The organism is Massilia terrae, assembly GCF_024753145.1.
Lineage (GTDB): Bacteria > Pseudomonadota > Gammaproteobacteria > Burkholderiales > Burkholderiaceae_D > Telluria > Telluria terrae.
The window spans coordinates 109,484-131,551 of sequence record NZ_JANUGU010000004.1; the positions used below are offsets into that span (position 1 = coordinate 109,484).

The window sequence follows — 22,068 nt, forward strand, 5'->3', positions numbered from 1 at the left end:
TCTTTAATCAAGTAACACAACAACACACTTCGAAAGACCGCGTCCTCTTTCAGGATCTGGGCGGCCAACCTAACTGCGCACTGCAACACTTTGATATCGAAAACTGGTGCGACGGATGGCGTGGGCGTCATCCGGGGCAAAAAAAAGCGGACACGCGGTCCGCTGTTTGCCTCTTAGCCGGCCAGGGCGGCAAACGCCGCGTCGCGTACCTGCTCCACCGGGCCGACGCCCGTGATCTTGCGGTACTTGGGTGCGCCCGGCAGGCCCGACTGTGCCCATTTGTTGTAATAGCCAAGCAGCACCTCGGTCTGGTCATGATAGACCTGCAGGCGCTTCTTGACGGTGTCTTCCTTGTCGTCGTCGCGCTGCACCAGCGGTTCGCCGGAGACGTCGTCGACCCCTTCCACTTTTGGCGGATTGAATTTGGTGTGGTACACGCGGCCCGAAGCCGGGTGCGAGCGGCGGCCGCTCATGCGCTCGACGATCATTTCGTCGGGCACGTCGATTTCGAGCACGTAGTCGATGGCGATGCCGCTTTCCTTCATCGCGTCAGCCTGGGCGATGGTGCGCGGGAAGCCGTCGAACAGGTAGCCGTTGGCGCAATCCGCTTCCTGCAGGCGCGCCTTCACCAGGCCGATGATGATGTCGTCCGACACCAGCTGGCCTGCATCCATGACCTTCTTGGCGGCCAGGCCCAGTTCGGTGCCGGCCTTGATGGCGGCACGCAGCATGTCGCCGGTGGAAATCTGTGGGATGTTGTACTTTTCCTTGATGAAGTTCGCCTGCGTGCCTTTGCCTGCACCCGGCGCTCCTAACAGAATGAGACGCATTGAAGATTCCTAAAACGGATTTGAAAAATTGTTATCGTGTCGCCAAACGAGCGTGATGCATATCTGACTAGAGTTGATAGCGAAACTTACCACAAAAGTCAACCACTGAGCACTAGACCACAGCCCGGACTTTATCTCCTTGACCTGTCACAGGCCTGACTGGACGGGCTCAGCTCGCAAAAAACCCGCGTACCCTGGCGAGGTCTTCCGGCGTATCGACCCCGGCCGGCGGCGCGCTGGCGGTGACGTGCACTGCGATCGCATGGCCGTGCCACAGCACACGCAGCTGCTCCAGCGCTTCCACCTGCTCCAACGGCGAGGCGTCCAGCTTTGGGTAGGACTGCAGGAAATCGTTGCGGTAGGCATACAGGCCAATATGGCGCAGCGGCGCGTACCCGGCCGGCAAATGGTCACGCGATTGAGCGAAGCCGTCGCGGTGCCAGGGGATCGTCGCGCGCGAAAAGTACAGCGCGCGGCCATTCTTATCCAGCACGACCTTGACCACGTTGGGATTGAACACGTCGGCGGCGTCGGCGATCGGGTGCGCGCAAGTCGCCATCGGCACCTCGGCCGAGATGCGCGCGGCGCAGGCCGACAGCAGCGCCGGGTCGATCAGGGGTTCGTCGCCCTGCAGGTTGACCACCACGGCATCCGGCGCCAGGCCGATCTTCAGCGCGACTTCGGCGATGCGGTCGCTGCCGGACTGGTGGTCGGCACGCGTCATGCAGGCTTCGATGCCGTGTGCCGCGCAGGCGGCGGCGATGTCGGCGTGGTCGGTGGCGACGATGATGCGGGCCGCGCCGGATTCACGCGCGCGCTCGGCCACGCGCACGATCATCGGCTTGCCGCCGAGGTCCGCCAGCGGCTTGTTCGGCAGCCGGGTCGAGGCCAGGCGGGCCGGGATGATGACGGTAAAACTCATTGCGCCTCGATCCGGCGCGCCTGGTCAGCCCACATGATGGGGATGCCGTCGCGGATCGGGTAGGCCAGGCGGTCCGGCTTGCAGATCAGTTCCTGCGCTTTCTTGTCGTATTCGAGCGGTCCCTTGCACAGCGGGCAAACCAGGATATCAAGCAGTCGGGCATCCACGACATTTCTCCACAATGAGTTCGGCCAGCGGCCCGTCGATGCTGGCCGCGACCGGCACGACCCACAGGCGCGGATCGTGCTTCAGGTTTTCAAGTTGCCCACATTTTACTGCATCCTTCTCCGTGATCAGGATGACTTCGGCGTCCAGTCCGTCGAATGGCGCGTCGAGGAAGTCGTGATGGTCGGGCAGCGGCAGCTCCTCGAACGCCAGGCCGGCGGCGCGCAGCATCGCGAAGAAGCGGCCCGGGTTGCCGATCCCGGCGGCGGCGACCATGCGCTTGCCGGCCAGTTCGGCGAGCTGGACTTTTTCCGTGGGCGCGGCCAGGCGCTCGGCGACCCCGCCAAGCAGGCGCATGCGATGGGGCTGGCCGCCGACCGCCTTGGCCAGCGCCGGGCCGATCTCGGGCGCGTTGACGACGGTGAAGTCGCGCCGGCGCGATGGCGGCTCGCGCAGCGGGCCGGCCGGCAGCAGCCAGCCGTTGCCGACGCCGCGGCCGTCGAACAGGATGATCTCGATGTCGCGCGCCAGGGCATAGTGCTGCAGGCCGTCGTCGGCGACCAGCACGTCGACTTGCGGATGGGCGGCCAGCAGCGCCCTGCCCGCTTCCGCCCGCTTGCGGCCCACGACCACCGGACAGTTGGCGCGGCGGGCGATCAGCAGCGGTTCGTCGCCAACCTCGGCGGGAGAGGATGTATCGGTGACTTCACGCGGCGCGTCGCCGCTGCTGCCGTGCCCGCGCGAGACCACGCCCGGTGTGTAGCCGGCCGCGCGCAGGGCTTCGACCAGCCAGATGGTGAGCGGCGTCTTGCCGGTGCCGCCGATGAAGATGTTGCCGACGACGATGACGGGGACCGGCAGCTTTTCAGCCTTGAGGATGGCTGTGCGGTAGAGGCCGGCACGGAGTGCGGCGAGCGCGCGGAACAGCAACGAGACAGGCCAGAGGGCACAGGCCAGCGGGCCGCGCTTCAGCCAGGCTCGCGTCAGTGTCGTCTCAAGCCCCACGAAGGTCGTTCCCGTGGAGGCGGGAACTCCATTTTGCGTGAGCAGACGGTACTGCAAACATGGCAGGTGTGCGTAAGAAATGGGGTTCCCGCCTGCGCGGGAACGACGATCTCATCAATGGACGCGGAAGGAGTCCCACGCTTACTGCTTGCCACCCGTCTGCGCCGCAAACGTCAGCTTGTCGTAGCCCGCGATGCGCGCCGCTTCCAGCACGTTGATCACCATCTGGTGCATCGCGAACTGGTCGGCATTGACGATCACGACCGGGCTCTGCGCCGGCTGGGCCAGCGGCTGGCCATCCGGGCCGGTGCGCGCCGCATTCTTCAGGTCCTCCGCCAGCCCCTGCACGCTGTGGAAGGAAACCGGCTGCCCGTTGACCGTGTAGTTACCCTTCGCGTCCACCGTGACATTGATCTCAAGCGGCTTCTCGATCGCCTTCTCGGCGTCCGCCGTCGGCAAGGTGATCTGCAGCTCGGTGAACTTGCTGAACGTCGTACTGACCATCAGGAAGATCAGCACCACCAGCAGCACGTCGATGAAGGGGATCAGGTTGATCTCCGGATCTTCGCGCTTGCGGCCACGGCGGAAGTCCATCATTTGCGGGCACCGTGCACGACATCGACGAACTTCACGGCCTGCAATTCCATGTCGATGATGAAGCTGTCGACCAGCGCGCGGAAGTGGCGGTAGAACACCAGCGCCGGCATCGCGATCGCCAGGCCGAAACCGGTGTTGTACAGCGCGACCGAGATGCCGTGCGCCAGCTGGCCCGGATTGGTGCTGCCGACCGCGTTCTGCGCGCCGAACAGCTCGATCATGCCGACCACCGTGCCGAACAGGCCCAGCAGCGGCGCCAGCGAGGCGATGGTGCCCAGCGTGGTCAGGAAACGTTCCAGCGTGTGCGCCACGCCGCGGCCGGCTTCCTCGATCGATTCCTTCATCACGTCGCGTGGCGCGTCGATATTGCGCAGCGCCGCGGCCAGGACGCCACCGAGCGGCGAGTTCTGCTCCAGGCGCTGCACGACTTCGGTCGTCACTTTGCCGTTGTGATACACGCGGATGACTTCGTCCAGCAGCGCGCGCGGCAGGATCTTGTCGCGGCGGAGGTAGATCAGGCGTTCAATGATGAGGGCAAGGGCGACGATGGAAGCAATCAACAGGAGCCAGATGGGCCAGCCTGCGGCTTGGAGAATGGAGAGCAAAACGGACTCCTGAACGAAGAAAAATCAATGCGGCAATGTAACGTGTTGCCCGCGCGCGGGCAAGACCAGTTCTGCACATCTTTTGTGGATAAAACTGTGTGCAATAGCGTTGCCATGCGCCAAGCATATTGATTTTAAAGGGGAAAATATTCTTGCGCAAAAACAAGGCATGGGCGCACAAGAGTGAAAATCATTGCGTCAAAGATTGCGCAGGCCGCCCCACCGCGCCGGCGGCTACTGCCGAGTTGCAAACAAAATCTGTGGATAAAATTGTTGGCAAGCGGTCGCGCACGGTTCCATCCCTTTGATTTCTATTAACTTTTCCCACGAGCACAAAAATATGGCAGGATTTTTCGATCCCGCCGGCGCATGACTTATTCCCCGTTTCTCACAAATTTTGTGGAAAACAATGTGAGCAAGGGCGCCGGATGCGCGCTATCTCGTTGATTTCATGCAGGAAAGAAGCGTCGCCCAATTTTTAAGCAGCCCAGGCATGAAGGCTCGCGCGCATTTCCTCACATTTTTTGTGGACAAAATTGTTAGCAAGGCCGTCAACAGCGTGCAAAGTCATTGATTCCCAAAGGAAAAGTTTCCTCGCCTAAAAAGTAATCAAAGCCATGATATCCACATGGCGGGGCTGGGGTAGCCCTTCCCGCGAGGTTTTTTCTCCTCCGTTCAAGACGCCCGATGGGATAAACCTCCGCTTTGCACACAAACTGTGGAAAAGGATGTGAGCAAGGATGAAGTTCGAGGGACAAGCCTTTGATTCTTAAGGAAAACAACCGGTCAGCTCAAAAAATGCGCAGCTGCAGGCCCGGCCTCGTCGGCACGGTCGCCGTCCCGCTTTTACACATCTTTTGTGGAAAAGATTGTTAGCAACAGACGATGCATATGAGCAAGTGCTTGATTTCAAAAAACATTCGCGGACTGCCCTGTTTTTAGGCAGGCAGTCCGGCTTGTGCACAACCGGCCCGCTCAGGGATAGCGCACCGGTTTGCCGAGGGTTTCCGGCAGGGGGATGAACTCGGTTTCGCCCGGCACAGAAGGGAAAGCCTGCTTTCGCCAATCCTCGCGCGCCTGCTCGATGCGGTCCGCCGAGCTGGACACGAAATTCCAGGAAAGGAAACGCGGCCCGTCCATCGGCTCGCCGCCCAGCAGCATCAGGCGCGCCGGGGTCGCGCCGCGCGCGGCCAGGGTCACGCTCGTCTTGGGCTTGAGCACCAGCAGCTGGCCGCCCGCGAAGATGCCGTCGCGGCCAAGATCAAGCTCGCCGTCGACCACGTAGATGGCCTGCTCGCTGTACTGCGCCGGCATGTCGATGCGCGCGCCGGGCTGCAGCACCAGGTCGACGTAGAACATCTCGGACAGGGTCGGCACCGGCGAACGCTGGCCGAAGAAGCTGCCGGCAATGATGCGCGCCCGCGCGCCGTCGCCCTCGAGTTCGGGCAAGGCGTCCGCGCCGACATGGACAAAGGACGGCGCGGTCTCCTCATGTGCCTGCGGCAAGGCCACCCAGCACTGCAAGCCCGCCAGCGACGAGCCGCCCGCGCGCTGTTCCTGCGCCGTGCGCTCCGAGTGCACGATGCCGCTGCCGGCCGTCATCCAGTTGACCTCGCCCGGACGGATGGCCTGCACGCTGCCGACGCTGTCGCGGTGCATGATTTCGCCATCGAACAAATAGGTGACGGTGGCCAGGTTGATGTGCGGATGTGGCCGCACATCAAGTCCGCGCCCCGGCTCGAACACGTGCGGCCCCATCTGGTCGAGGAAGACGAAGGGCCCGACCATGCGCTTGTTCCGGCTCGGCAAGGCACGCCGCACCTTGAAGTCGTCACCAAGCTCATGCACCGGCGGCACCACCACCACTTCCAGTGAACTGTTGTCCATTTGTCGTCCCTTTCAATCTCGTAATGTGTGCTCATTGCGCCGCACAAAGCGACGAGTATGATGATGCCACGACCACGCCCAAACGTGAGCAACGCGACAGCGCGGCCGAGCAGTGAACTCCCGATGAGCACAAAAGTGCCGGGTCGCTGTTTGGCGAACCTCAAGCACTCTGTTGGCACCCCTGCGCATCATCGGACCCACGTCGACGATATGCGAATAGGAGCTAACAATGAAGAAGCTGAGCATGTCCCTGGCCGTCGCCGCAAGCGCGCTGGCCCTTACTGCCGCCGTGCCAGTCCTGGCGGGCGACTTCTACCAGCAGCGCAACCTGGTATCCAACAACCCGGCGCTGCACGCCGAACAACTCGATGCCAAGGTCGTCAACGCCTGGGGCGTGGCATTCAATCCCTATGCCGTGTCCTGGGTCGCCGACAACGGCACCGGGGTCTCCACCCTGTTCAACGGCGAGGGCGTGCCGTCCAGCCTGGTGGTGACCATCCCCGGGCCGAATGGCAGCGCCGGATCGCCGACCGGCATCGTGTTCTACGGCGGCTCCGGCTTCGTGGTCACCAAGGGCACGGCGTCCGGACCCAGCGTGTTCCTGTTCGCGGCCGAGGATGGCGGCATCTCGGGCTGGTCCCCGACCGTGGACCGCCTCAATGCCATCCGCGTCATCGACAATAGCGGTTCGGGCGCGGTATACAAGGGCATTGCGATCAGCGGCGCCGGCACCGGCAATCTGCTGTATGCGACCGACTTCCACAATGGCAGGGTCGACGTGTTCGACACCACCTTCAAACCGGTGACCTTGCCGGGGCGGCCGTTCCAGGATCCCCACCTGCCCGCCGGCTACGCGCCCTTCGGCATCCAGGCCATCCACGGCGACCTGGTCGTCACCTTCGCCAAACAGGACGCCGCCCGCCATGACGATGTCAAGGGCGCCGGCTTCGGCTTCGTCGACGTGTTCGCCCCCGACGGCACGCTGCTGCGCCGCCTGGCCGGGGGCCGCATGTTCAACGCGCCGTGGGGCGTGGCGATGGCACCGGACGGCTTCGGCCGCTTCAGCGGACGGCTCCTGGTCGGCAATTTCGGCGACGGCGCCATCAATGCCTTTGACGTCGCCACCGGCAGGTGGGTCGGCCAGTTGAAAGGCAGCGACCACAAGCCGATCCACATCGACGGCCTGTGGGGCATTGCTTTCGGCAATGGGGTCAGCCTGCAGCACGTCAACACCCTCTACTTCGCGGCCGGACCGAACGGCGAAGCAGACGGCCTGTACGGCAGGCTCGACGTGGTCCCCGGCGACGACCGCGACGACGACGCACAAAACTAGCGCGCAGCTACGCCGGCCGGCCCAGGACGGGCCGCCGGCGCCAAAAACACTTGTCGAATTTTCCCTGATGTGACATAAGCATCGGGTCAACCGTTTTCATGTCCAGGAAATGCAGCAGCCACCCGACACCGCCGACCAGGCCTACGCCGCACCCCAGGTGCTGTCCGTCACCGCGCTCAACCAGCAGGTCGCGCGCCTGCTGGAGCGCTCCTTCCCGCTGGTCTGGATCGGCGGCGAGATCTCCAACTTCACGCGCGCCTCCTCCGGCCACTGGTACTTCACGCTGAAGGACGACGCGGCCCAGGTGCGCGCCGTGATGTTCCGCGGCCGCGCGCAGTTCGCCGGCTTCATCCCGCGCGAGGGCGACAAGGTCGAGGTGCGCGCGCTGGTCACGCTGTACGGCGCGCGCGGCGACTACCAGATCAATGTCGAGGCGATCCGCCGCGCCGGCGTCGGCGAGCTGTACGAACGCTTCCTGCGCCTGAAGGAAAAGCTCGGCGCGCAAGGCCTGTTCGACCAGGACCGCAAGCGCGCCCTGCCCCTGTTCACGCGCCGCATCGGCATCGTCACCAGCCCGCAAGCGGCCGCCCTGCGCGACGTGCTGACCGCGCTGCGCCGCCGCGCGCCGCACGTGAGCATCGTGCTGTACCCGGCGCCGGTGCAGGGCCAGTTCGCCGCGGACAAGATCGCCGAGGCCATCATGACCGCCTCGCGCCGCGCCGAAGTCGACCTGCTGCTGGTGTGCCGCGGCGGCGGTTCGATCGAAGACCTGTGGTGCTTCAACGAAGAATGCGTGGCGCGCGCGATCGCCGCCTGCGCGGTGCCGGTGATTTCCGGTGTCGGCCACGAGACCGATTTCACCATCGCCGATTTCGCCGCCGACCTGCGCGCCGCCACGCCCACCGCCGCCGCCGAACTGGCGGCGACGCCGCGTGCCGACTGGCTCGGCTCGCTGGCAGCCGATGCCGGCGACGTGCGCCGGGCCATGCAGCGCATCCTGTCCGAAGCGAACCAGGGCCTGGACAACCTCAGCCGCCGCCTGCTGAGCCCGACGGCGCAGATCGCGCACCAGCGCCTGAAGCTGCGTTCGATGGCCGGCGCGATGACGCACGCGCTGCACCAGCCGCTGAACCGCCAGGGCATGGCGCTGGCCCAGCTGCGCCAGCGCTGGGCGCGCCACCGGCCGGACGTGCGGGCCGTTCGCGCGCAGATCGTCTCCGAGCAGCGCCACCTGGACACCAGTATCTGCAACCAGCTCAGGCAGCGGCGCGAAGCGCTGGCCGCGCTGGCCGCGCAACTCGAATTATTGAACCCGCAGCGCACGCTGGAACGCGGTTACGCCATCGTGTGTGATGCCAAGGGAAACATCCTGCGCAATCCAGCGAAGATCAAGGTCCACGAGACCCTGGCGCTGCGGCTGGCCGAAGGCAGCGCCGAGGTCGGCGTGGCCAGCGTACAAAGCCTGTTCGAATGACAAGGCCGTAAATACCGGGCCGTCTTGGAAGCCGGGAAGCAAATATGCAACCTTTCGCCAACCGGTTTAGAATGATGGCCCGACCGACTCGTTTCCAACCAATCAAGGACAAGACATGGAACACACTCTGCCGCCGCTGCCCTATGCCAAGAACGCCCTCGCCCCGACCATGTCGGAAGAGACGCTGGAATACCACTACGGCAAGCATCATCAGGCATATGTCACCAACCTGAACAACCTGATCAAGGGCACCGAATTCGAAAACCTGTCGCTGGAAGAGATCATCAAGAAGTCGTCCGGCGGCGTGTTCAACAACTCGGCCCAGGTCTGGAACCACACCTTCTTCTGGAACGGCATGAAGCCGAACGGCGGCGGCGCACCGACCGGTGCCGTGGCTGACGCGATCAACGCCAAGTGGGGCTCGTTCGACAAGTTCAAGGAAGAGTTCCAGAAATCGGCCGTGGGCAACTTCGGTTCCGGCTGGACCTGGCTGGTGAAGAAGCCGGACGGCAGCGTGGACATCGTCAACACCTCGAACGCCGCCACCCCGCTGACCACCGACAACAAGCCGCTGCTGACCGTCGACGTCTGGGAGCACGCCTACTACATCGACTACCGCAACGCCCGTCCGAAATTCGTCGAGAGCTGGTGGAACATCGTCAACTGGGACTTCGTGAACCAGAACTTCGCCTGAGCCTGACTCGGCAAAAAAAAATCCGCTGCGGCGGATTTTTTTTCGCGGTTCGCGCACGTTCGAAGATTTACCGTCGTTCCCTTTGTTTTCCCAGCAGCGTCCGTTCCATCCCCACCCGCACCAATTTCGCGCCGGTATTTCGATTGGCGCGCTACCATGCTCCCTCAGCGCCACTTTTCTCACGTGTCCGCAAGGAGGATGAGTTGGAGGCCGCCCCCCTGCCGATTGCCGTCTTCGTGGTCGATGCGGCCGGCAACATCGAAAGCTGGAACAAGGCCTGCGAAAAGATGGCCGGCTACACCGCGTCCGATATTCGCGGAAGCCGGCTGGACCGCATCATCAGCTTCGACGAGTCCGGCAACTGCAAGGCGCCGTCGCTGCCGCTCACCGGCGAATGCGAGGCCACCGGACACCTGACCAGCAACGACGGCCGCCGCATCCCGGTCCGCGTCACCATCGCGCCGCAGGCGCTGGACCCCGACAAGCCCGACTCCTTCAGCGTCATCGTGGCGCCGCGCCCCGGTGTGATGCCGCCCCGCTATGCGCTGATCCAGGACCTGCCGGTCACCGACATCATCGAGGGCCTGCCCTGCGTGTTCTATGTGATCGACCAGAGCGGCCACCTGCTGCTGTGGAACCGCCAGCTCGAAGCCGTGCTCGAAAGGACGAGCGAAGAACTGCCGACCATCAATGTGCAAAACTTCTTCGACGAGAAGGATGCGCTGCGCAGCACCGAAAACATCCTCGACGCCTTCGAGCACGGCAGCTCCAGCCACGAGGCCGAACTGATCGGCAAGTTCGGCAAGCGCACCGCCTGCCTGTTCAACTGCGCCCGCACCAGCCTGGGCAACGTGCCCTGCGTCTTCGGCACCGGCCTCGACATCAGCGCCCGCAAGGAAGCCGAACTGAGCCTGCTGCTGCGCGAGCGCGCCATTTCCTGCAGCGTCAACGCGATCTTGATCAGCTGCTGCAAGAACAAGGAATTCCCGATCGAGTACGTCAACCCCGCCTTCGAGCAGATCACCGGCTACACGCTGGACGAGATCAAGGGCCGCGACCCGCGCTTCATGCGGGTGGAAGGCTGCGACGAGCAGGAACACGAGCGCATCCGCGACGCGCTCCAGCGCCATGAAAGCGTTCACGCGATCGTGCGCAACGCCAGGAAGAACGGCGAAATCTTCTGGAACGACCTGCGCATCGACCCCGTGGTCAACCAGGAAGGCGAAGTGACCCACTTTGTCGGCGTCATCAACGACATCACCGAGGCCAAGCATTACGAGCGGCGCCTGCAGCACCTGGCCCACCACGACCCCTTGACCGGCCTGGCCAACCGCACCCTCCTGCACGACCGGCTCGGCTCTGCCATCGAACAGGCGGTGCATGAACACACGCTGGGCGCCCTCGCCTTCCTCGACCTCGACAACTTCAAGTACATCAACGACACCTTCGGCCACGACGCCGGCGACGAAGTCCTGCGCGAGATCGCCCAGCGCCTGCGCGCCGGCGTGCGCGACGAGGACACCGTGGCGCGCGTCGGCGGCGACGAGTTCGTACTGGTCATCAACGACCAGCCCAGCCCCGCCCACGTGGCCGAACTGGTCGAGCGCCTGCGCCACAGCGTCAGCGCACCGGTGACGGCAGAAGGCAACGCCATCCTGCCGGGCGTGAGCATCGGCGTCAGCCTGTTTCCGCGCGACGGCGAACGCGCCGAGCGCGTGATGCGCGCGGCCGACGCCGCCATGTACCACGCCAAGACCATGGGCAAGAACAATTGCCAGTTCTACTCGCCGGAGCTGAACCAGGCCGTGCACGACCAGCTGCTGCTCGAAGCGAGCCTGAGCCGCGCCATTCGTGACGACGACATGGTGGTCGGCTACCAGCCCAAGGTGGACCTACGCAGCGGCAAGATCGTCGGCGCGGAAGCGCTGGTGCGCTGGCGCCATCCCGACAAGGGCATCATCCCGCCCGACCGTTTCATTCCGGTCGCCGAGGCCACCGGCCTGATCGTCCCGCTGGGCGAGCTGGTCCTGTCCAAGGTGTGCGCAACCCTGAAGGAGATGCGCTCGGACGGCGCGCCCGACTTCGTCATCTCGGTCAACCTGTCGGCGCGCCAGCTGCGGCAGCGGCAATTCGTGACCCGGCTCGGCCAGATGCTCGCCCAGCACCAGGTCGAGCCCGGATCGCTCGAACTGGAAGTGACGGAAAGCCAGCTGATGGACCAGCCGGAGGAAGCTGTCGACGTGCTGGAGCAGCTCAAGGGGCTGGGCGTGCGCCTGTCCATCGACGACTTCGGGACCGGCTATTCAAGCTTGTCCTACCTGCGGAAATTCCCGGTCGACTTCATCAAGATCGACCGTTCCTTCCTCAGCGACGTCAGCATCGAGGGCAACGGCGTCATCACCCGCGCCATCATCGGGCTCGGCCACAGCCTGCGGATGAAGGTGGTCGCGGAAGGCGTGGAAACGCGCGAGCAGATCGCCTTCCTGCGCGACTACGACTGTGACCAGATGCAGGGCTACTACTTCAGCCCGCCCGTGCCGCGCGACAGCCTGCGGCAGATGGTGTCGAAGGACACGCGCCTGCCGGACTAGGCCCGTGGTCTCGCATCAGGCCGCCATCCAGCGCAGCGCGTTCAGCAGGAAGCGCGTCTGCAAAGGCGCCACCATGTCCGGCATGCGGTGGAACAGCACTTGCGCGCCCGCCTTGCGCACCGTGAAGCTCGACGCGCCCAGGCGACGGTCGTGGTCGCGGCTGTAGGCGGCGATCACCTCGATGCCCTCGCCCTCGACCAGCAAGCCGTTCGACGGCTGGCCCTCGACCTGGTGCCAGACGCCGGCCGCCATGTCCGCCGGAATGCCCTCGAACAGCGGATGCGCGCGCAGGATATTCCAGTTGCCCATCCACGGCGCGCGCAGATTGCCCGCCGCGCCGGCGTATTGGAACAATCCCAGCGCCGCCAGCTGTGTCGCAACGCCATCCGACAAGCCGTCTTCCGGCACCATCGCCAGCAAGGGCAGGCCGCCCTGGACGGCGGCGAGCACCTCAGGCGGCAACTCGCCCGGCACCAGCTTCGGCTTCGCGCCCTTCTTCGGCGCCGCTTCCAGTCCGGTCTGGTCGCCGACCTGGCGGCGCGCGATTTCCTCCGCCTTCAGGCCGGAAGCGACCAGCCCGTCATACGCCGCACCGGCCTTGAAATCCTCGACCTCCACACCCGGCAATGCCACCAGCCGCGCACGCAGCGAGCGCGAAATGCCGGACACGGCAATGCGCAAGGTCTTCGCGGCCGGCTTCACATCGGTGCGCGTGACCCACAAGTCGCGCACGAATGTCGCCTCGGGTTTCCCGGGTAACTCCAGCCGAATGGTGTGCCTGCCCTCCTTGGCGAATGCCGGCGTCCTGACTTTCTCCGCCAACAAATAGCTGAACTGGTCAGCCTCGTTCGCCGGCGCCGGGTAATCGGCGATCCTGATCGCTTTACCGTCCGGATCGATCACGCTCAGGCTCAGCTTGCCCGGCACCTGCTTGCCGGTGTCATTGAGCAGCCAGACGTCCAGCTCCGCCGCCTCGCCCGCCGCGTAGGTGTAGCGGCGCTGCTTGGCCACTGGCCGAACCGGCAACAGGCTGCAGCGGATGATCTCCGGATCGGCGTGGAAGTAGCGCAGGTTGTCGACGATGCCCGAATGGTTCTCGATCGCCGTCGATTCCCAGCCGCTGATGGCGGCCATGTCGACCTGGTCGCAGATGCGGATATTCTCCAGGTAATTCTGCCAGGCGTCGTACTGCTTCTTGCCGACCGCGAGGAAATAGCTCTCGGTGGTCGGGAAGGCCGTGCGGAAGCCCCATCGATCGAGGAAGGCGGCGGCGCCGTTGACGATCGCCTTGTGGTCCGCCAGGTCGTAGCTCTTGCCCCCACGCCGCACGATGTCGGCGATCATCTTCACATGGTTGTCGCCGACGGCGCAGCCTTCCATTTCACCGAACTCGACGATCGCTTCCGGCATCGTCTGGCGGTGAATGAAATGCTCCTGGTCGACATAGAATTTGTCATACCACTGGTCGCCCGCGCCCTGGTGATTGACCCACCAGCCGCCCGCCTTTTCCACATCGGAACGATAGTAGTGATCGTCATACGGCAGGAACATTGCCTGCGCCGCGCCGCGCCCGACGAAACCATCATTCAGGATCACGCTGCGGCTGGGATCGAGCTCGTGCATCGCACGCAGCACCGCTTCCACGTCCGGATTATTCAGGTCGGCCGACACCTCGTTCTGCAGCGTGTAGTGCACCAGCGAGGGATGCGAGCGCAGCGCGCGCACCATGGCCCTGCACTTGGATACCATGAAGTCGCGGCTGAAGGCATCGCCCGGCGACAGCCGTTCGCCCGCCTTGAGCGCCTTGCCGATCGCCATGCGCCCCGCGCCCGGCTCCATCGTGCGGGTCAGGCCCAGCTCGTCCTGCAGGTCCAGCACTTCGGGCTTGCCGACGTTGCGGTGGAAACTGAGCGAGTTCAGGCCCAGCGCCTTGGCCGCCGTCACTTCGCGCCGCGCCAGTTCGGTCGTCGGGAACAGGCCGTTGTAACCCCAGTAGCCCCACGAGATCGCGGTGTACAGCTTGATCCGGCGGCCATTCAGGCGGAACAGCGCGTTCTTGCTAATGCCTTCGGCGGCAAACCAGCGGAAGCCGAAGCGGACGATGCGCGAGTCGCCCTTCCATTGCAAGCGCAGGCGGTACAGGTTCGGCGTGTCGAGATCCCACAGCTTCGCCGACGGCGCGCTCACCCGCAGGCGGACCCGGGTGACACCGTCCCCTGTGGCGAGCTGTTCGACCTTGACCTGCGCCGCGACCGGTGCGCCCGATGCGTCCAGCACGGTGGCGCTCAAGTCGGCGGCGGTGACCGGCTGTTTCGCCACGATCTCGGCGTGCGCGGTGACAACGCGCGGATCCGGCGTATTGAGCACCCAGGCGTCGGCGATCCGGCCTTCCATCGGGTGCACGCTCAGCGTCATGCCGCGGTCGATGCCGCCGAAGCCGTGCGAGTGATACAGCCTGACCTTGCCCCACGGCGTGTTGTTGGAATCCTTCCAGTCGAAGCGTCCGCCCGGATTGGTGATGCGGATCGCCAGGCGGTTCGGCTGCCCCGGCTTCATCGCGGCCGTCAGGTCGCAATCGATCGGCAGTTCCGACATGATCGAATAGCCGACCAGCACCTCGTTCAGGAAGACCTCGGCGCGCATGCGGGCGCCACGGATGTGCAGCCACACCTGCTGCCCGGCTGCCGAGGCGGGAATATCGATGTTCTTCCACCACCACGACACGCCCGGTAGCGCGCCGTTCTGCGGCACGGGATCGTCGTCGGCGTAGCGGTATTCGTCGGCGGTGTAGGAGCGCGCGCCGAACTGGCCCCAGAAATGCTCCTCGACCGTCGTCGGCAATGTCACCATCAGTCCCTGCCCCTTGTACAGCGCATCCCAGCCGCCGGTCGGCCGGTTGACCGGCAGGTCGGCCATCGGCGGCACTTGCTCCGGCAGGTAGATGGCGTCGTCCTGCCACTGGGCGGCGCGGTCGAGCCACAGGCTCCAGCCTTCGTCGGCGATGGCGCGCCGGCCGTCGACCGCAGCCTGGTCTGCCGACGCGTTATCCAGTCCGAATGCCTTGACGCTAGTGAGCAGGCCGAGCGCTGCCGAGACGCCGAGCGCGCCGCGGCGGGTGATTTTGATAGACATTGTGTTTGGGTTAGGGTTGGAGGGGCCTCGCGCGGGCAAGGCTTGGCAAGTGCGTGCCGATGCGCACGCTAAAGCTGCAGCGTCAGCTGGTACACGGTTGTCCTGCGAAACACATTGCGCGGGCTGACGATCACTGCCGCTGCCAGCCCCACGCCCAGGTGCTCCGGATGCGAACATGGCTGCAGCCGCAAGCCGGCCCCGTCTGGCGACCCGCCCTGGGTGTCGGTGCAAAATCCCAGGCCCGCCTCGGTCGTGGCGACCTGCAGCCGCCTGCCCGAGCGCGGATCGTAGACCCGGGCCACGACGCGCAGCTGCCCGCGCTCCGCGCCCACCTGGAAACAATGGCCGAAGCCGCCCGCCAGCCCGATCTGCACGTCCGGCCAGACCAGCCGTGGCCCGATGGCGGCCGGCTTGCGAAAGTCGAACGCCGTGCCTTCCACCGGCGCCACGTCCATGGGAATGCCGCCGCGGTCGATCTTCAGGTAATGGTCGGCCTCGATCTGGAGCATGTGGTCGGCGACGTCGCCGCGCCCGCCGGTCAGGTTGAAGCGCGGGTGTGCGCCGAGGTCGACGGTCGACTCTTCGCGCGCGCCGACGTGGTGCTCGATCGACAGGCGTCCCTCGTCGTCGAGCCGGTAACTCAGCTCCACCGCAAGTTCTTCCGAGGCATGGCGCAGCGTCACGCAGCGTCCGTCCATCGTCCCCTGCCAGCCCGCGGGCGCCAGCCGGCGCAGGCTGCCCGGATGGCCGGGCTCCGCCAGGCTGTCGGCGCCGGCCATGACGACATCGGCCAGGCGCCCGTAGCGGTCCGGCGCCCACCACGCCATCAGGGCGGCGCCGTGCTCGCTGATGGTGACCGCCATGTCGCGGTCGTTGTGCAGCGTGAACAGGCGGCCGGGACCGGACGGGCCGCTAGCGCGAGAGTGATTCGCGGTCGTCAAAAACATCATCATCTTTCTGCAACTCTTCTTGCTGGTCCTGCGGCGCCAGCACGCGCTTCTGGTAGGCGCGCGGCGAACATCCGAGTTCGCGCTTGAACACGGAATGCATGTATGGACTGGAGGTGAAGCCGCAGCGGCGCGCCACGTCGGCCAGATTGCATTCGCCGCTTTCCAGGATCGTGGTGGCCGCCTCCAGCCGCATGCGCAGGATCTCGTCGTGCACGCTGCAACCGAGCTCCTGGCGGAAATAGCCCTCCAGCGAGGAACGCGAGATGCCCACGTACTCGGCCACCTGGTCGGTCTTGATGCCCTGGCAGGCGTACTGGCGGATGAAATGGCGCGCCCGCATCACGTGCGGATGCTTGGCCGCCTGGTGCCGGCTCGATGCGCGCACGTTGATGCCGGCCGGCGGCACCAGAATCCGCGACGCCGGCAGCCGCACACCGTGCAGCATCTGGTCCAGCAAGTGGGCCGCGGTGCGCCCCATCTCGTTGGCGCCCTGCACCACCGAGCTCATCGGAATGCGGGTCAGCATATTCGCCAGCGGGTCGTTGTCGATGCCGATCAGCGCGACCTGTTCCGGCACCGCGATGTCGGCCACGGCGCAAGCCTGAAGCAGCTGGCGGGCTCTAGCGTCGGTGACGGCGATGATGCCGACCGGCTTGGGCAGGCTGCGCAACCAGGCGATCTGCTGCTGCACCGCTTCGTCCCACGAAGGCGCGTTCGTGCTCTGCCCGCGGAACACTTGCGGCTCGAGCCGGTCGCGCCGCATCAGCGCGCAGAAGGCCTTCTCGCGCTCCTGCGCCCAGCGATTGGTCTGCGCCTCGGGCAGGCTGAACAGCGCGAAATTGTTCAGGCCCGCGCCGATCAATTGTTCGTAGGCGAGGCGGATCAGCTTGAAATTGTCGGTGGCGACGTAGGGCACGCCGGCCGGGTAGTCGTCCGGATTCTCGTAGGAGCCGCCCACCGCGACCAGCGGAATGGCGCTGTTTTCCAGCGCCGCCGCCACCGCCGGGTCGTCGAAATCGGCAATGATGCCGTCGCCCTGCCAGCGGTCGATACCGGGCAGGCGCAAGCGGAAATCCTCTTCGAGGAACAGTTCCCACTGGCTGCGCCGGCTCGACAGATAGGATGCGATGCCCGCAATCACTTCCCGGTCAAAAATCTTGTTCGCGTTAAACAACAACGCAATGCGATGCGTTTTCTTTGTCAACATATCTCCCCCCACCAGCGCATTCTAAAGCACGCTTTGTCAGCTTCCTGAGGAGCTCCATTCTGCATTCCGGTGCCGAGCCCGGCAATTTCGAATTCCACCAAGGCCCAATTCGATTTCTGACGACGATTCCTCCTGCGCGGGCCGAACTGCTAGCATCTCGCCAACTCTGCAGACCTGATTGCACATCATGAAAAAACGCTCTGTTGCCGCCTGCCTGCTGCCGCTGGCCATGGCGACCGTCCATGCGGCGCCGCAACAAACCAATACCAAGGACGCCTGGGTGGCCGACCTCGGCGACGGCCGCTACCAGAACCCGGTGCTGCACGCCGACTACTCCGACCCGGACGCGATCCGGGTCGGCGACACCTATTACATGACCTCGTCGAGCTTCAACAGCGCCCCGGGTCTGCCGCTGTTGCAGTCGAAGGACATGGTCAACTGGGAACTGGTCGGGCATGCGCTGCCGAAACTGGTCCCGGAAGACCACTTCGCGGTGCCGCGCCACGGCGACGGCGTCTGGGCGCCCTGCCTGCGCTACCACGACGGCAAGTTCTGGATCTTCTACCCCGATCCCGACTTCGGCATCTTCGTGATCACGGCCGAAAAGTTCACCGGCCCGTGGACCAAGCCGCACCTGCTCCTGCCCGGCAAAGGCATCATCGACCCGACTCCGCTGTGGGACGACGACGGCAAGGCCTGGCTGCTGCACGGCTGGGCCAAGAGCCGCGCCGGCATCAACAACCTGCTCACCCTGCGCAGCATGGCGCCGGACGCCAGCGGCCTGCTCGACACCGAAGGCAAGACCATCATCGACGGCAACAAGATCGCCGGCTACCGCACGCTGGAAGGGCCGAAGTTCTACAAGGAAAAAGGCTGGTACTACGTGTTCGCGCCCGCCGGCGGCGTCGAGGACGGCTGGCAGGCGGTGTTCCGCTCGCGCAGCCTCGAAGGCCCCTACGAGGTGCGCACCGTCATGGACCAGGGCAAGACCCCGATCAACGGCCCGCACCAGGGCGCGTGGGTGCGCGCGCAGGACGGCAGCGACTGGTTCCTGCACTTCCAGGACAAGGGCGCCTACGGCCGCTTGCTGCACCTGCAGCCGATGCGCTGGGTGGACGGCTGGCCCATCATCGGCGAAGACGGCGCCAAGGCCGGCGTCGGCCAGCCGGTGCTGGCCTACAAGAAGCCGGTGGCCGGCTTCCCGGTCAAGGCGCCGCCCACCAGCGACGAATTCAACGGCCCCACGCTCGGCCTGCAGTGGCAGTGGAACGCCAACAGCGACCCGCGCTGGTATTCGCTGACCGAGCGTCCCGGCTACCTGCGCCTGCACACCCAGGTGGTCCCGGAGGCGAACGGCTATGTGCGCGCCACGCCTGCCCTGCTGGCCCAAAAGCCGCCGGCGCCGGTCTTCGCCGTCAACACCCACGTGCAGCTGAACGATGCCGCCGAGGGCGACCGCGCGGGCCTGATCGTCAACGCCATGCAGTACGCCTGGCTGGGCCTGCGCAAGACCGCGGGCGCCACGCAGCTGGTCTACACGACCTGCACGCCGGCCAAGGTGCGCTGCACCGAGAAGACCACCGTGGTGCTGCCACAAGCGCCGAACGCGCTGTACCTGCGCATGAACATGGCTGAAGGCGCACTGGCCAGCTTCTCCTACAGCGCCGACAACGCGAACTTCACGAGCGTCGGCCAGCCGCTCGCGATCAGCAAGGGCCGCTGGGTCGGCGCGCAAATCGGCGTGTTCACTGTCGGCGAACAGGCCGGCGCCAAGCCCTCCAGCCTCGACGTCGATTACTTCCGCGTCACCCCACAATAAGATCGAGACAATACACATGAACGCACGCCTGATTTCCGCGCTGTCGGTCATCGCCATGGCCTTCGCGCCCGGCCTGGCATCGGCCGCCAAGACCTGTGACGTCAAGGCCTACGGCGCGACTGGCGACGGCGCGACCAAGGACACTGCCGCCATCCAGAAGGCGATCGACGATTGCGCCGCCGCGGGTGGCGGCACGGTGGTCCTCGCCGGCGCTCCGGTGTTTGTCTCCGGCCCGTTGTCCCTGAAGAGCCACATCACGCTGTCAATCGCCGCCGGCACCACGCTGGCCGGCAGCGAGAACCATGACGATTATCCGTTGATCGAGGAACTGCGCGAACACGGCCGCCAGCCGCTGCTCTCCTCGGACCACGCCACCGACATCACCATCAACGGCGGCGGCGCCATCGACGGCCGCGGCCAGTCGTGGTGGCCGGACCGTTCGGCCGCCAACAAGCGCCCGCGCCTGATCGTGTTCCGCCACTCCAGCCACATCCTGATGGAGAACGTCACCGTCCAGAATTCGCCGAGCTGGCAGATCGTCCCCTTCAACAGCACCGACCTGGTGTTCCGGAACTTGAAGATCTACGCACCCGACCGCGTGTCGCACAACACCGATGGCATCGACCCGTTCTCGTCCAGCCATGTGCTGATCGACCACGTCACCATCGATACCGGCGACGACAACGTCGCCATCAAGAGCGGCCAGCCGAATTCGCCGGGCGGCGATGAACCGAGCCACGACATCGTCATCCGCGACAGCACCTTCCTGCATGGCCATGGCCTGTCGGTCGGCAGCGAAGTCGCGGGCGGCGTCTACAACGTGCTGGCCGAGCGCGTGCACTTCAAGGGCACCGGCACCGGCGTGCGCATCAAGTCGAACCGCGACCGTGGCAATGAGCTGAAGAACCTCGTCTACCGCGACCTGACGATGGAAGACGTGGGCACGCCGATCCTGATCAGCGAGTTCTATCCGAAGATCCCGGACGTGATCGACACCCAGCCGGTTGGCCGGCTGACGCCACGCTTCTCCGACATCACCATCGAGAACCTCAGCGCGACGGGCGCCAGGCAAGCCGCAGTCATTGTCGGCCTGCCGGAATCGCCGGTATCAGGACTCAAACTGACCAACGTCCACATCAAGGGCGACAAGGGTGCGGTGATCAAGTACGCGCACATGGAGACGAAGGGCTTTACGGTGAAGGCGGCGCAAGGCCACGCCTACATGACCGGGCCGGATGTGCAGGACGTAAACCAGGAAATCAAATGAAAGCCAAGTTGATCGCGTCCGTGCTGGGCGCGGCATTTTCGATGTGCGCGACCGCCGCTGACGGCCCTTACTCGCCGGCTTCGCATTCCGCCGAGGTGCAGGTCGACACGCCGCTGCAGCTGCGCTTCGACAGCGCGCCGAAGCTCGGCGCCAGCGGGACCATCCGCATCTATCGATCGTCGGATGATGCGCTGGTCGACGAAATCCACGCGACCAATGAAATCAATCGTATCGGCCCGGCGCGCGACGGCATGCGGCGTGTGGTGCGCTATCTGCCGATCGAAGTCTCCGGCGCGAGCGTGACGATTCATCCGCACGATGCGCGCCTCGCCTACGGCACCGAATACTACGTGGTGATCGACGCCAGCCTGTTCCCCGGCGCGACCATCGGCGGCGCTCCGTTCGCCGGCATTGGCAAAAAGGACTGGGCCTTCCGCACGCGCGCCCACATGCCGACGGGACGCAGCTTCACCGTCGATGACGACGGTGCGGCGGATTTTCGCACCGTGCAGGGCGCGCTGGACCACGTGATGCGCAACGTGCCACGTGAAGACGCCGTCACGATCAATATCGCCAACGGGCGCTACGGCGACCTGCTCTACCTGCGGGGCAAGGACAACGTCACGCTGCACGGCCAAAGCCGCGACGGCGCCGTCATCAGCGTCGAAAACGGCAACGGCCTGAATCCCGGCGCCGGCGGCGGCCAGGCCGAGGCGGCGACGAACGTGAACGGCGGGCGCTCGGTGTTCCTGGTCGAGGACGCGGACATGCTGCGCCTCGATAAGCTGAGCATCGTCAGCACCGGCTGGCGCAACAAGCCGACCGGGGGACAAGCGGAAACGATTTACTTCAATAGCGAAGGACGCCTCGTCGCGACCAACAGCAACTTCATCAGCGAGCAGGACACCATCCTCGTGCGCGGCTGGTCGTGGTTCTACCACAGCCTCATCGCCGGCAATGTCGATTTCATCTGGGGCTACAACCACGCCGCGCTGTTCGAAGAAGACGAGATCCGTTCGCTTGGGGACAGCAGCGGGCCGGCCAAGGGCGGCTACATCGTGCAGGCGCGCACCCTGGCCAAGGACGATCCCGGCTTCGTCTTCCTCAACAGCCGCCTCACGCACGGCCCGGGCCCGGCCGGCAACGACGTGCCGGCTGCATCGAGCTTCCTCGCGCGTCCCGGCTCGTCGTGGGACAACGTCAGCTACATCAACTGCCGCATGGACGAACACATCTCGCCCAAAGGCTGGAAAGGCGCGCCGCGCGAAGGCATCGGCTGGTACGAATTCAACAGCATGGACCTGGACGGCAGGCCGCTCGACCTGTCAGCGCGCAGCAATGGCCAGGTGCTGAACCCGACGCAAGCCGCACGCTTCGCCAGCCGCGCCAGCGTGTTCGCGGCGTTTGATCACGGCAAAGGATGGGTGCCCAGCGCTGACGACGCGCAGTAGCCGCAGCACGCTAGCAAAAAAAGAGACCGTCGTTCCCGAGCAGGAGGAACGACGGTCTCTTTTTTTGTGTCGTTTCCGATTATGAAAATCACCACCACGACATTCGATTCTTAGCAAAACCGCTGATCGTCATTTCGTC

At 65.1% G+C, this 22,068-nt stretch carries 17 protein-coding genes; 7 read left to right on the plus strand and 10 right to left on the minus strand.

Features of this window, described 5'->3' with window-relative positions; genetic code table 11:
• Positions 1 to 173: 173 nt before the first annotated feature.
• The 7 genes from adk to NX778_RS13520 all read right to left on the minus strand — a co-directional run bounded on the left by adk (position 174) and on the right by NX778_RS13520 (position 6,011).
• Positions 174 to 830, minus strand: a complete 657-nt coding sequence (gene adk, locus NX778_RS13490) for an adenylate kinase (RefSeq protein ID WP_258812267.1) — start codon at positions 828 to 830, stop codon at positions 174 to 176.
• A 169-nt stretch (positions 831 to 999) separates the two neighbouring features.
• Positions 1,000 to 1,752, minus strand: coding sequence for a 3-deoxy-manno-octulosonate cytidylyltransferase (gene kdsB, locus NX778_RS13495; protein ID WP_258812268.1), 753 nt, complete (start codon positions 1,750 to 1,752; stop codon positions 1,000 to 1,002).
• The gene (locus NX778_RS13500) at positions 1,749 to 1,919 is read right to left on the minus strand and encodes a Trm112 family protein (protein ID WP_258812269.1); all 171 of its coding nucleotides are present in this window, start codon (positions 1,917 to 1,919) and stop codon (positions 1,749 to 1,751) included. Before NX778_RS13500 ends, kdsB begins: the two co-directional genes overlap by 4 nt.
• Positions 1,900 to 2,922 (minus strand): tetraacyldisaccharide 4'-kinase, encoded by a 1,023-nt coding sequence (gene lpxK, locus NX778_RS13505; RefSeq protein WP_258812270.1) that lies wholly within the window; start codon positions 2,920 to 2,922, stop codon positions 1,900 to 1,902. The genes NX778_RS13500 and lpxK overlap by 20 nt, the downstream gene beginning before the upstream one ends.
• A 141-nt stretch (positions 2,923 to 3,063) precedes the next feature.
• Entirely contained in the window at positions 3,064 to 3,516 is a 453-nt protein-coding gene (locus tag NX778_RS13510; protein WP_258812569.1) for an ExbD/TolR family protein, read from the minus strand.
• Positions 3,516 to 4,124 (minus strand): MotA/TolQ/ExbB proton channel family protein, encoded by a 609-nt coding sequence (locus tag NX778_RS13515; RefSeq protein ID WP_258812271.1) that lies wholly within the window; start codon positions 4,122 to 4,124, stop codon positions 3,516 to 3,518. Before NX778_RS13515 ends, NX778_RS13510 begins: the two co-directional genes overlap by 1 nt.
• Positions 4,125 to 5,099: 975 nt before the next feature.
• Complete coding sequence (locus tag NX778_RS13520) at positions 5,100 to 6,011, minus strand: pirin family protein (RefSeq protein WP_258812272.1); 912 nt, start codon at positions 6,009 to 6,011, stop codon at positions 5,100 to 5,102.
• A gap of 229 nt (positions 6,012 to 6,240) precedes the next feature.
• Here NX778_RS13520 and NX778_RS13525 point away from each other — a divergent pair, with 229 nt between their 5' ends.
• From NX778_RS13525 to NX778_RS13540, 4 genes are all read left to right on the plus strand, one after another.
• A complete protein-coding gene (locus NX778_RS13525) occupies positions 6,241 to 7,344 on the plus strand; it encodes a TIGR03118 family protein (RefSeq protein ID WP_258812273.1) in 1,104 nt (367 codons plus the stop codon).
• A gap of 109 nt (positions 7,345 to 7,453) precedes the next feature.
• Positions 7,454 to 8,818: an exodeoxyribonuclease VII large subunit gene (xseA, locus tag NX778_RS13530; RefSeq protein ID WP_258812274.1), complete on the plus strand. Its 1,365-nt coding sequence runs from the start codon at positions 7,454 to 7,456 to the stop codon at positions 8,816 to 8,818.
• 115 nt (positions 8,819 to 8,933) lie between these two features.
• Positions 8,934 to 9,512, plus strand: coding sequence for a superoxide dismutase (locus tag NX778_RS13535; RefSeq protein WP_258812275.1), 579 nt, complete (start codon positions 8,934 to 8,936; stop codon positions 9,510 to 9,512).
• A 203-nt stretch (positions 9,513 to 9,715) separates the two neighbouring features.
• Positions 9,716 to 12,103 carry a sensor domain-containing protein gene (locus NX778_RS13540; RefSeq protein WP_258812276.1) on the plus strand — a complete coding sequence of 796 codons (2,388 nt, stop codon included), beginning with the start codon at positions 9,716 to 9,718 and terminating at the stop codon, positions 12,101 to 12,103.
• A gap of 15 nt (positions 12,104 to 12,118) precedes the next feature.
• On the opposite strand, the gene NX778_RS13545 is transcribed toward NX778_RS13540, so the two are convergent.
• The 3 genes from NX778_RS13545 to NX778_RS13555 all read right to left on the minus strand — a co-directional run bounded on the left by NX778_RS13545 (position 12,119) and on the right by NX778_RS13555 (position 17,392).
• Positions 12,119 to 15,235, minus strand: coding sequence for a glycoside hydrolase family 2 TIM barrel-domain containing protein (locus NX778_RS13545; RefSeq protein WP_258812277.1), 3,117 nt, complete (start codon positions 15,233 to 15,235; stop codon positions 12,119 to 12,121).
• A 68-nt stretch (positions 15,236 to 15,303) separates the two neighbouring features.
• Positions 15,304 to 16,182, minus strand: a complete 879-nt coding sequence (locus NX778_RS13550; RefSeq protein ID WP_258812278.1) for an aldose epimerase family protein — start codon at positions 16,180 to 16,182, stop codon at positions 15,304 to 15,306.
• A complete protein-coding gene (locus NX778_RS13555; protein WP_258812279.1) occupies positions 16,148 to 17,392 on the minus strand; it encodes a XylR family transcriptional regulator in 1,245 nt (414 codons plus the stop codon). Before NX778_RS13555 ends, NX778_RS13550 begins: the two co-directional genes overlap by 35 nt.
• A gap of 187 nt (positions 17,393 to 17,579) precedes the next feature.
• Here NX778_RS13555 and NX778_RS13560 point away from each other — a divergent pair, with 187 nt between their 5' ends.
• The 3 genes from NX778_RS13560 to NX778_RS13570 are packed head-to-tail and all read left to right on the plus strand — an operon-like array spanning position 17,580 to position 21,929.
• Positions 17,580 to 19,211 carry a glycoside hydrolase family 43 protein gene (locus tag NX778_RS13560; protein ID WP_258812280.1) on the plus strand — a complete coding sequence of 544 codons (1,632 nt, stop codon included), beginning with the start codon at positions 17,580 to 17,582 and terminating at the stop codon, positions 19,209 to 19,211.
• A 16-nt stretch (positions 19,212 to 19,227) separates the two neighbouring features.
• Positions 19,228 to 20,478 carry a glycoside hydrolase family 28 protein gene (locus tag NX778_RS13565; protein WP_258812281.1) on the plus strand — a complete coding sequence of 417 codons (1,251 nt, stop codon included), beginning with the start codon at positions 19,228 to 19,230 and terminating at the stop codon, positions 20,476 to 20,478.
• The gene (locus NX778_RS13570) at positions 20,475 to 21,929 is read left to right on the plus strand and encodes a pectinesterase family protein (RefSeq protein ID WP_258812282.1); all 1,455 of its coding nucleotides are present in this window, start codon (positions 20,475 to 20,477) and stop codon (positions 21,927 to 21,929) included. Before NX778_RS13565 ends, NX778_RS13570 begins: the two co-directional genes overlap by 4 nt.
• Positions 21,930 to 22,068 lie beyond the last annotated feature (139 nt).